This is a genomic window from Microbispora sp. ZYX-F-249 (genome assembly GCF_039649665.1).
GTDB classification, from domain to species: domain Bacteria; phylum Actinomycetota; class Actinomycetes; order Streptosporangiales; family Streptosporangiaceae; genus Microbispora; species Microbispora maris.
This window is the reverse complement of record NZ_JBDJAW010000145.1, coordinates 1-898: the sequence shown is the minus strand read 5'-3', so window position 1 is coordinate 898 and position 898 is coordinate 1. Positions and strand designations below refer to the sequence as shown.

General features: G+C 72.9%; 2 protein-coding genes. One reads left to right on the top strand and one right to left on the bottom strand.

The window, feature by feature from the left end; genetic code table 11:
• The coding region (locus AAH991_RS40135) for a hypothetical protein (RefSeq protein ID WP_346231192.1) at window positions 1–180 on the bottom strand (180 nt) is incomplete at its 3' end.
• A 399-nt stretch (window positions 181–579) separates the two neighbouring features.
• On the opposite strand from AAH991_RS40135, the gene AAH991_RS40130 reads away from it, so the two are divergent.
• Window positions 580–898 (top strand): hypothetical protein (locus AAH991_RS40130; protein WP_346231191.1); only part of this gene is annotated, 319 nt, incomplete at its 3' end.

The window sequence follows — 898 nt, the reverse complement described above, 5'->3', positions numbered from 1 at the left end:
TCTGACCTTGCGGCCCATGTCGAGGACCTGTCCCTCGGCGTCCATGACCAGGCGCACGAGGGTGGAGGTGCGGGCCAGCCGGTGCAGGCTGGAGATGGGCAGCACCTGCCCGGTCGCCAGCAGCAACCCCGGCGCCGTCCCCCACGCGGTCCTCAACGCCGCGCCCAGCCTCGCCCCCACCTGATCTCCCGCCAGACCTCCGGCCGCTGCCCCCGCTGCCCCCGGTGGCGTCCCCGGTTCTGCTCCCGGTGGCCTTTCTGGCTCTGGTTGCTGCGCGCCCCGCAGTGTCCCCGGTGTTCCTGGCGCGGCGGTCGAGCACCGCGCGCTGTCCCCGCACCCGCACGCGCCACGGTCGTGCCACTGGTGCTGGCGGCCGTCGTCTTCACACGTGGCCTGCGCATGGTGGCAGTCCCCCGCAGGCCGAGGCCCGGCGTGGGTGTGAGGGGCACAGGTATCCCCGGGAGGATCAGATGATCGCCACTCGCTCCACCGGGACCGCCACGACGGCGGCTCCTGCCACTTCGGCGAGCTGCTCCGCTGTGACTCGCCCTGCTGCGGCTCCTGCGGCGATGCGCTGCGTTGTGTGCGCTTCGCCTGCGCGCGTCCGGTCGCGTCATCGCCGAACTGCACGGTGCGGGGGCCGGCTGCCAGGTCGGCGCTATCGACATCGGCCTCTGCGGCTACATCGGCATCGGCGTCTACCTCAGGAGTGGCCTCCTCGGTGTCGCCGGTTCCCGCATGGTCGACGAAATTGTCGGGGTCGGTGTGCTCACCGTGACGGGCGTCCCGGCTGTCCTCGGCCGCCTCGGCGTCCTGGCTGTTCCGGGCGCCTACGGTGTGCTCCGGGGGCTCCGGGGTCTCGGAGTGGGCGGGGTCGGTGGGGAGGGATTCGGCGTTG